The sequence below is a fragment of the Variovorax sp. 01T439_2 genome (genome assembly GCF_056398445.1).
In genome coordinates this window covers 1-9483 of record NZ_JBFTPJ010000111.1, presented here as the reverse complement: position 1 = coordinate 9483, position 9483 = coordinate 1, and the positions used below count along the sequence as shown (strand labels likewise).

Here is a 9483-nt window from a genome sequence, read left to right as displayed (position 1 = left end):
GGCGTACACCGTGTCTTCGCAGGTGCGCAGCCTGAACACCTTCTGCAGCAGCTGGATCGACTCCTTCACCGCCCAGGCGCTCGGGTAGGGCCCGAAGTAGCGGTGCTTCTTGTCGACCGCGCCGCGGTAGTAGGCCAGGCGCGGAAACTCGTGCGAGGCGATCTTCAGGTAGGGGTAGCTCTTGTCGTCGCGGAACAGGATGTTGTAGCGCGGCTTGAGCGTCTTGATGAGATTGTTCTCGAGCAGCAGCGCCTCGGCCTCGGAGCGCACCACGGTGGTCTCCATGCGCACGATCTTGCTGATCATGTGGCCGATGCGCGTGCCGCCATGGCTCTTCTGGAAATAGTTGGCAACCCGCTTCTTGAGGTTGCGCGCCTTGCCCACGTAGAGCACCGCGCCGGCCGCGTCGAAATAGCGGTAGACGCCCGGCAGCTGCGGCAGGGCCGCGACTTCGCTGAGCAACTGATCGGAATGCACGTCTGACATGGCGGCTATTGTGGCGCGCACGCCAGGCCGCAGGGCCAGCCTGCGAGGAAACCCCGATCGGCCTGGAATGAATTGTGCTGATGATGACGGGCGCGAGGAGCGCCTGTGTCATTTCATCAAGACTACTCGGGGGAACTCTCCATGAAGAAAAACATCCGGACGGGCGCCTGGCTGGCACTGTCCCCCATCGCGCTGGCCTTGACGGTGGCCGGCTGCGGCGGCGGCGGCAATGGCGCGCAGGACAACGCCGCCCTGGTCGCGGCGATCGCCGCCATCAACGCGGCCAACGCCAGCCGGCCTGCCCCACCGCCGCCCGAAGCCGACAAGGGCTGCCTGATCGGCGACGGCGGCACGCCGGTCGTGGTGGGTTCCGGCGACCCGGGCGACCCGGCGGCACCCGAGCCCGCCTCGGGCTACGTCGTCGGCCACAAGCTGGTCTACGCGAAGAACTACATGGTGGTGGCCAACCATCCGCTCGCCACGCGCGCGGGCTGCGATGTCCTCAAGGCCGGCGGCAGCGCGGTCGATGCGGCAGTGGCGGTGCAGGCCGTGCTGGGCCTGGTCGAGCCGCAATCCAGCGGCCTGGGCGGCGGCGCGTTCATGCTTCACTACGACGCGGCAACCAGGAAGCTGCAGGCCTACGACGGGCGCGAAATGGCGCCGGCAGCGGCAACCGAGAACTACTTGCGCTGGATCGACGACGTGGCGGACCAGAACCCGCCCAAGCCCAGCGCCCGTGCGAGCGGCCGTTCCATCGGCACACCCGGCGCGGTGCGCATGCTCGACATTGCCTACAGGGACCATGGCAAGCTGCCCTGGAAAGACCTCTTCAGCTACGGCATCACGCTCGCCGCCGATGGCTTCCCGATCGGCGGGCGCATGGCCGCCGCCATCTCCGGCTCGGCCGCCAGCCTCAAGCGCGACGCCGAGGCCACGGCCTACTTCTTCAACGACGACGGCACGCCGAAGGCGCTGGGCACCAGGCTCAAGAATCCGGCCTATGCCAGGACCCTCGGCACCATTGCCACACAGGGCGCGGACGCGTTCTACACCGGCGCCATCGCGCAAGGCATCGTCGACAAGATCGGCATCACGGCGGCCGCCGACGGTTCGGCCATCACGCCCGGCAAGACGACCATGGCCGACATGGCCGGCTACGTGGCCAAGCGCCGCGATCCGGTCTGCGGCGCCTACCGCGACTACTACGTGTGCAGCATGTCGCCGCCGTCCTCCGGCGGCATTGCGGTGGTGCAGTCGCTGGGCATCCTGGAGACCTTCAACCTGGGCCTGTACAAGCCCACCGCGATCGACCTCGAAGGCGGCAAGCCGACCGTGATGGGCGTGCACCTGGTGAGCGAGGCCGAGCGCCTGGCCTATGCCGACCGCGACAAATACGTGGCCGACACCGACTTCGTGCCGCTGCCCGGCGGCTCGGTCAACACCCTGATCAACAAGCCCTACCTGCAGAAGCGGGCCAGCCTGATCAGCCTGTCGGCGAGCATGGGAACGGCACTGCCGGGCGACCTTGGAAGCGTGCCCCTGGGCATCGACAAGACCGAGGAGCACGGCACGACGCACTTCACCGTGGTCGACAAGCAGGGCAACGTCGTCACGATGACCACCACCGTCGAGAGCACGCTCGGTTCGTTCCACATGACCCAGGGCTTCATGCTGAACAACCAGCTGACCGACTTCGCTTCCAACCCCGACGACACCAGCGTCACGCCGAGCGTGAAGGTGGCCAACCGCGTCGCCCCCGGCAAGCGCCCGCGCAGCACGATGGCGCCCACGATGGTGTTCAGGAAGAACAGCGACGGCAGCATGGGAGAGTTCGTGATGGGAACCGGATCGCCGGGCGGCGGCACGATCATCCAGTACGTGGTGAAGACGCTGGTCGGCGCGCTCGACTGGGGCCTCGATGCGCAGCAGGCCACCTCGCTGGTGGACTTCGGCGCCTCCAACAGCAAGACCACCAACGTGGGCGGCGAGCACCCGGCGATCGACACGTCGGACTCGGGCAACAACGACCCGCTGATCACCGGCCTGCGCGCGCTCGGCCACACGGTGGGCTTCGGGGCGCAGTCCAGCGGCATCAGCACCATCATGCGCACGACCGTGGGCGGCAAACCGGTGCTCACCGGCGGCGCCGACCCGCGGCGCGAAGGCATCGTGCTGGGAGACACCTTCACGCCCTGACCGGGAGGCCCGCCCTCTCCGCGGGAGGGCGGCGCCTATCTGGCGAGCTCGCTCACCAGCCGGTACAGGAACTCGCGGCCGTCGTAGAGCCGCTGGATCTCGATGCGCTCGTCCAGCCCGTGGGCGCGCGCATCCGCGGGATCGAGGAACATGCCCGTCACGCCATACATCGGAATGCCGGCGTTGCGCATGAAGCGGCTGTCGGTGGCGCCGGTGCTCATCGCGGGCACCACCGGCACGCCGGGCCACATGGCCTGCGTCACCGATTCCACGGTCTTCACCAGGTCGCCGTTCAGCGGCGAGGCCGGGCTGCGCAAGGGCTTGCCGAGGTTGCGCACCACGATCTTGTCGTTGCCCACGGCCTGGGTCAGCAGGCGCTCGACTTCGTCCGGGTCGTCGTGCGGCAGGATGCGGCAGTTGACCGTGGCCTTGGCCGACTGCGGCAGCGCGTTCTCGGCATGGCCCGCCTGCACCATGGTCGCCACGCAGGTGGTGCGCAGCTGCGCGTTGTAGGCCGGGTTGGCCGAGAGCCGCTCGATCACCGCGGGCTCGGGGTTGCCGCCGCCGACGGCGCGCATGTCGTCGGCCAGCTGGCCGGTGGCAAACGGCGCGCTGCGTGCGAAATAGGTCTTGGTGACCTCGCCCAGCTTGACCGGGAACGCGTAGCTGCCCAGGCGCTCGAGCCCCGCGGACAGTGCGTAGATCGGGTTGCTTTTGGTCGGCACCGAGCTGTGGCCGCCGACGTCGCGCGCCTCGAGCATGTAGGTGGTGTACATCTTCTCGGCCACCTGCATGCGGTGCAGGTTGGGCTTGCCCCCGCGCAGTTCGCCGCCGCCGCCTTCGTTGATGCCGAACTCCGCCTGCAGCAGCTCGGGCTTGTTGTTGATGAGCCAGAAGGCGCCGTTGCTGAGCGCGTCGCCGCGCTCTTCGTCGGCCGTCAGCGCCAGGATGATGTCGCGGCTGGGCTTGAAGCCTTCCTGCTTGAGCTGCCCCAGCACCGACACCAGCGCCGAGGCCATGGCCTTGTCGTCGATCGAACCGCGCGCCGTGAAATAGCCGCCGGTTTCCTGCAGCTTGAACGGATCGGTCTTCCAGTCCTCGCGCCGGGCCTCGACCACGTCGATGTGGGCCAGCAGCAGCAGCGGCTTCTTGCTGCCGTTGCCCTTGAAGCGCAGCACCAGGTTGCCTTTCTTGGGGAAGGGCTCGAAGATCTGGATGTCGCCGGGCGCAAAGCCCGCTTCGACCAGCCGCTTTTCCATGGCGCGCGCCGCGAGCGTGTTGTCGCCCGCCGAATGGCTGGTGTTGATCTCGATCAGCTCCTTGTAGATGTCGTGAAAGCGCTGCTGCTGCGGTGTCAGCGACGGCGCCGTTTGGGCCGAGGCACCGGCCAGGCCGCCCAGGGCCAGGGAAAGCGCGAGCACGGTTCTCGCCATGCCGGGGTGAGCAAAGAAACCAAGGGAAAGTGGCGAACGGCGGCGGGTCGGCAGGCGCATGGTTTCTCTCTCCGGATGTTGTGATGCCGGCCAGCATACCAAGCAGGCACCACGGCCTCGCCCCGCCGAAGACAGGCACACTCGCGCCCATGCAATGGGACATTTTCTGCAGGGTCATCGACAACCACGGCGACCTCGGCGTGTGCTGGCGGCTGTCGAGCCAGCTGGCCGCCCTCGGCGAACGCGTGCGCCTGTGGATCGACGACGCCACGGCGCTGCACTGGATGGCGCCCACCGGCTGCGAGGGCGTGAGCGTGGTCGACTGGCTCCAGCCCGCCGCCGTCCGGCAAGCCGTGGCGGCCCCGCCGCCCGATGTGCTGGTCGAGGCCTTCGGCTGCGAGCCGGCGCCCGAACTGATCGCGCGCTTTGCCGAGCCGCAGGCCCCGGGGGGGCCGGGCCGGGCGTGGATCAATCTCGAGTACCTGTCGGCCGAGCCGTACGTCGAACGCCTGCACGGCCTGCCCTCGCCCGTGTTCAAGGGGCCCGGCACGGGATTGACGAAGCGCTTTTTCTATCCGGGCTTCACACCCGCCACGGGAGGGCTGCTGCGGGAGCCCGGCCTGCTGGAGCGACGGGCACGCTTCGACCGCGCGCAATGGCTGGCGGCGCAGCAAATTCCCTGGCGCGATGGCGAACGCCTGGTGTCGCTGTTCTGCTACGAGCCGCCGTCGCTGGCCACCCTGCTCGAGCAGCTGGCGGCCGGTTCGCAGCCCACGCGGCTCCTGGTCACCTCGGGCCGGGCCGCGCATGCGGTCAGGGCGTTCTTTGCCGACAGGAAACAGCCGGATCACGGGGTCTCGGGGCTCGGCGCGCTATCAATTTCATACCTGCCGTATCTCACGCAAGCCGATTTCGATCATCTTCTCTGGGCCTGCGACCTGAATTTCGTGCGCGGCGAGGATTCGCTCGTTCGGGGGCTGTGGGCCGGCGCGCCGCTGGTCTGGCAGATCTACCCGCAGGACGACGACGCGCACCACGTCAAGCTCGGCGCCTGGCTCGACTGGCTGGGCGCCCCGCCGTCGCTGCGGCAGTTCCACCATGCCTGGAACGGGTTCGACAGCAGCCCCCTGCCCGCTCTCGAAACACAGGGCCCATGGCGTGAAACCGTGCTGGCCGCCCGCCAAAAGCTGTGCGCACAAGAGGACTTGGTCACTCAATTGCGGCATCTGGTCGCCGGAAAAAGCTAAAATAGTGGGCTTTGCGGATTTCGGCCCGGATCTACACAGATCCGAGATGCTCTCCGCCAAACCTGCCGCGGGACATGTACCGCGGGGCCAATGAGGCCGGCAAGACACGCCGGCAAGACCTTGCAAACCACATTGCATACGTCGCCCGATGGCTCCGCGCACCGAGCGGCCAACATCCAGAGAACCTGATATGAAAATCGCTCAAGAAATCCGCGCCGGCAACGTCATCATGCACGGCAAGGACCCGATGGTCGTCCTCAAGACCGAATACAGCCGCGGCGGCCGCAACTCCGCCACCGTGCGCATGAAGCTCAAGAGCCTGATCGCCAACTTCAACACCGAAGTGGTCTTCAAGGCCGACGACAAGATCGACCAGATCGTGCTGGACAAGAAGGAGTGCACCTACTCCTACTTCGCCGACCCGATGTACGTCTGCATGGACACCGAGTACAACCAGTACGAAGTCGAAGCCGAGAACATGGGCGACGCCCTCAACTACCTCGAAGACGGCATGCCGGTCGAAGTGGTGTTCTACGACGGCAAGGCCATCTCGGTCGAACTGCCGACCAGCGTCGAGCGCGAAATCACCTGGACCGAGCCGGCCGTCAAGGGCGACACCTCGGGCAAGGTGCTCAAGCCCGCCAAGATCGCCACCGGCTTCGAAGTGCCGGTGCCGCTGTTCGTGTCGCAAGGCGACAAGATCGAAATCGACACCCGCACCGGCGAATACCGCAAGCGCGTCTAAGCCCGCACCCATGCTGGCTGGCCAGCACCCAACGACAAAGGCTCCGCAGGGAGCCTTTTTCCGTTGATGGGCTTACCCTTGCGCCCATGAACACGTCCGCCAGCGTCCGCACCGAGATCGATGGGCCGGTCAGCACCATCGTCATGAGCCGCCCGAAGCAGCGCAACGCCGTCGACCGGCCCATGGCCGACGCGCTGCGCGCCGCCTTCGAGCGCTTCGAAGCCGATCAAAGCCAGCGCGTTGCGGTGCTCTGGGGCGAGCACGGCACCTTCTGCGCCGGCGCCGACCTGGGCGCGGTCGGCGACCCCGCGCGCCGCAACGAACTCGACCCCGAGGGCGGCGGCACGGGCCCGATGGGCCCGACCCGCATGGCGCTTGCCAAGCCCCTGATCGCCGCCATCAGCGGCCATGCGGTGGCCGGCGGCCTGGAACTGGCGCTGCTGGCCGACCTGCGCGTGGCCGAGGAAGATGCCGTGCTCGGCGTGTTCTGCCGGCGCTGGGGCGTGCCGCTGATCGACGGCGGCACGGTGCGGCTGCCGCGCATCGTTGGCATGGGCCGCGCACTCGACCTGATCCTGACCGGACGGCCCGTGAGCGCCCCGGAAGCGCAGGCCATGGGCCTGGTCAACCGCGTGGTGCCGCTCGGCCAGGCCCGCCACGCGGCCGAAGCGCTCGCGCGCGAGATCGCGTCGTTCCCGCAGCAGTGCATGCTGGCGGACCGCCAATCCGCTCATGCCCAATGGAGCCTGCCGCTGGCCGATGCGCTAAGGCAGGAAGGCCGGCTCGGCGTGCCGATCGTCGCGGCCGAAGGCGCGGCCGGTGCCGAACGCTTCGTGCGCGGCGAGGGGCGCCACGGCACCTTCTGAGCCGCGGGGCGCCGCATCCGCGACGCTGCACAATGCTGCAAGTCTTCCTGTCCGATTTCTCCATGAACAACACGCACGACCTTCACGACAAGCGCCTCGCGGACGCCTGGGCCACCCTCAAGGCGCACGCCGAAAAGGGCCTCCCCCTCGATCCCGATCCTTCGCGCCTCGCCTTTGCCGATCCGGAATTCCTGCTGCGCCGCGAAACCCGCGGCATCCGCATGCAGCTCGAGCTGATGAAGCCCGACCTGGAGCAGCGCGCCCACGGCATCGAGAACACCGTGGTGGTGTTCGGCAGCGCGCGCTTTCGCAGCGAGGAAGAAGCAGCCGCGCTGGTCGCGCAGGCCGAAGCCGCCGGCGATGCGGTGGCGGCCGAGCGCTGGCGCCGCCTGGCGCGCAGCTCGCACTACTACGAGAAGGCCCGCGCCTTCGGCAAGCTGGTGGCGGAGTTCAGCAACGGCAAGGAGCCCGAGGACAAGCTCTTTGTCTGCACCGGCGGCGGCCCCGGCATCATGCAGGCGGCCAACCGCGGCGCGCACGAAGGCGGCGGCCTCTCGGTCGGCCTGGCCATCGCGCTGCCGATGGAAGAAGAAGCCAACCCCTACGTCACGCCGGCGCTGAGCTTCAAGTTCCACTACTTCGCGATCCGCAAGATGCATTTCATGATGCGTGCCAAGGCGCTGGTGGCGTTTCCGGGCGGCTTCGGCACGCTGGACGAGCTGTTCGAGGTGATCACGCTGGTGCAGACCCGCAAGTCGAAGCCGGTGCCGATCGTGCTGTTCGGCTCGGCCTACTGGAAGAAGCTGGTCGACTTTGACTTCCTGGTCGAGGAAGGCGTGATCTCGCCGGCCGACGTGAAGCTCTTCGAATACGTCGACGCGCCCGAAGATGCCTGGGATGCGATCAAGCGCTTCTACAAGCTGTAGTCCGGTTCCAGGCTCCGGCGGCATCGCCCCGCCTCCGCGGGGCAGCTAGACCTTCAAGCCCCAGGTCGCCCGCGCCCCCAGCACAACCACGCCGCCCACCACCCAGAAGACGCCCGCGATGCCGATCAGCGCGCCGATCGAGCCGAACAGCATCGGCATGGCCACGCTCGAGGCGTTGATGGTCATGAGGCGCAGGCCCAGCGCCTCGCCGTGCCGCGCATGCGGCGTGATCTGGTGCAGCATGCTCATCACCATCGGCTGCACCGCGCCGAGCGCAAAGCCCAGGATCACCGAGCACAGGCCCATGCTCCAGGCCGAATCGAGCAGCGGATAGACCGCGAACACCAGCGCCGTGACGAGGGTGGAGCTCAGGATCACGCTTCGCTCCGAAGCGCGCGAGGCCACCAGCGGCAGCACCACCCGGATGGCCGCCGCTGCAATGGCGAAGGCGCCGAGGATGGAACCGATCATCGACGCGCTGATGCCGCGGTCATGCCCCAGCACCGGCAGCACGAAGGCATGCACGTCCCAGCTCGACGATTGCAGCCAGTTCACGAACAGCAGGCGGCGGAACATCGGCTCGCGCAGCAGGTCCCAGGCGCGCGTGGGCGCGGCGCCGGCGGCGGGTGCCGCAGGCGGCGGTTCGTGCGCGCCGCGCGCCAGCAGCCAGCAGGCGATGGGGAAAGCCGCCATCACCGCAAAGCAGACCCGGAACGCCAGCATGTCCGCAGGGGCTCGCCCTGCATGGTCGATGAGCATGCCGGCGACGAAAGGGCCGATGAAATTGGCGACCGCGGGCGCTATCGCAAGCCAGCTGAACACGCGCTTGAGCTGCGTGGCGTTGGTCGCGGAGCGGCCCACGTGGCGCTGCAGCGCAATGACGGTCGCGCCGGTGGCGCCGCCGGTCAGCAGCGCCGCGATGCACATCATTGGAAAGGTCGGAAAGGCGAGCACGAGTGCTGCGCCGGCCGAAGCCGCAATGACCGACAGCCACAGCGGCCGCTTGAACCCGTACCGGTCGGCAAAGCGCCCCGCCGGCAGCGCCAGGAACACCTGCGTGAGCGCGAACAGCGCGATCAGCACGCCGACGGCCGCCGCGCTGTAGCCCAGTTGCAGCGCCAGCAGCGGGGTTGCGAGCCGCATGCCGGCCATGGTGGCGTGCAGGCAGACCTGGGCGCCGATCACGCGCAGCAGTTCGGAGCCTTTCACGGGGTGTCGTCGCCCTCGCTGTCTGCGGTGGGAGGCAGCAGCACCTGCGACTGGGCCTCGGGCAGCGCCTCGACCTTGCGCAGCGCCAGACGCATCTGCTTGGCGCGCGTGTCGGCCTTGTCGAGCGTGTCGGAGGCCTTGGCCACCTGCTCCTTGATGCGCGAGACCCATTCGCCATAGCGTTCGAACTCGGTCTTGACCGCGCCCAGCACCTTCCAGACCTCGGAGGCCTGCTGCTCGAGCGCCAGCGTGCGAAAGCCCATGTGCAGGCTGTTGAGCATGGCAAGCAGGGTGGTGGGGCCGGCCAGCGTGACGCGGTGCTGGCGCTGGATGGCGTCCATCAGGCCCGGGCGGCGCAGCACCTCGGCATAGAGG

At 68.2% G+C, this 9483-nt stretch carries 9 protein-coding genes; 5 read left to right on the top strand and 4 right to left on the bottom strand.

Annotation, left to right across the window (positions count from 1 at the left end; all coding sequences use genetic code 11):
* Nucleotides 1–486: GIY-YIG nuclease family protein (locus tag AC1DOC_RS07850; protein WP_478129629.1), on the bottom strand; the 486-nt coding region annotated here is incomplete at its 3' end.
* A gap of 141 nt (nt 487–627) precedes the next feature.
* Here AC1DOC_RS07850 and AC1DOC_RS07845 point away from each other — a divergent pair.
* On the top strand, nt 628–2682 hold the full coding sequence (locus AC1DOC_RS07845) for a gamma-glutamyltransferase family protein (protein WP_041945463.1): 2055 nt from the start codon (nt 628–630) through the stop codon (nt 2680–2682).
* Nucleotides 2683–2717: 35 nt separating this feature from the next.
* Here the strand turns inward: AC1DOC_RS07845 and AC1DOC_RS07840 are convergent, their stop codons facing one another.
* The gene (locus AC1DOC_RS07840; RefSeq protein ID WP_412510640.1) at nt 2718–4115 is read right to left on the bottom strand and encodes a M20/M25/M40 family metallo-hydrolase; all 1398 of its coding nucleotides are present in this window, start codon (nt 4113–4115) and stop codon (nt 2718–2720) included.
* An 83-nt stretch (nt 4116–4198) separates the two neighbouring features.
* Here AC1DOC_RS07840 and earP point away from each other — a divergent pair, with 83 nt between their 5' ends.
* From earP to AC1DOC_RS07820, 4 genes are all read left to right on the top strand, one after another.
* The gene (gene earP, locus AC1DOC_RS07835; protein WP_012746922.1) at nt 4199–5362 is read left to right on the top strand and encodes an elongation factor P maturation arginine rhamnosyltransferase EarP; all 1164 of its coding nucleotides are present in this window, start codon (nt 4199–4201) and stop codon (nt 5360–5362) included.
* A 190-nt stretch (nt 5363–5552) separates the two neighbouring features.
* Nucleotides 5553–6107, top strand: a complete 555-nt coding sequence (gene efp, locus AC1DOC_RS07830) for an elongation factor P (RefSeq protein ID WP_012746921.1) — start codon at nt 5553–5555, stop codon at nt 6105–6107.
* A gap of 86 nt (nt 6108–6193) precedes the next feature.
* Nucleotides 6194–6973 (top strand): crotonase/enoyl-CoA hydratase family protein, encoded by a 780-nt coding sequence (locus AC1DOC_RS07825; protein ID WP_369664336.1) that lies wholly within the window; start codon nt 6194–6196, stop codon nt 6971–6973.
* A gap of 62 nt (nt 6974–7035) precedes the next feature.
* On the top strand, nt 7036–7899 hold the full coding sequence (locus AC1DOC_RS07820) for an LOG family protein (protein WP_026283814.1): 864 nt from the start codon (nt 7036–7038) through the stop codon (nt 7897–7899).
* 45 nt (nt 7900–7944) lie between these two features.
* Here AC1DOC_RS07820 and AC1DOC_RS07815 read toward each other — a convergent pair whose 3' ends face one another.
* Both AC1DOC_RS07815 and rmuC read right to left on the bottom strand, forming a co-directional pair.
* Nucleotides 7945–9108 (bottom strand): MFS transporter, encoded by a 1164-nt coding sequence (locus tag AC1DOC_RS07815; protein ID WP_028256160.1) that lies wholly within the window; start codon nt 9106–9108, stop codon nt 7945–7947.
* A partial coding sequence (rmuC, locus tag AC1DOC_RS07810; RefSeq protein ID WP_478129628.1) for a DNA recombination protein RmuC occupies nt 9105–9483 on the bottom strand: 379 nt, incomplete at its 5' end. The genes rmuC and AC1DOC_RS07815, both read right to left, overlap by 4 nt.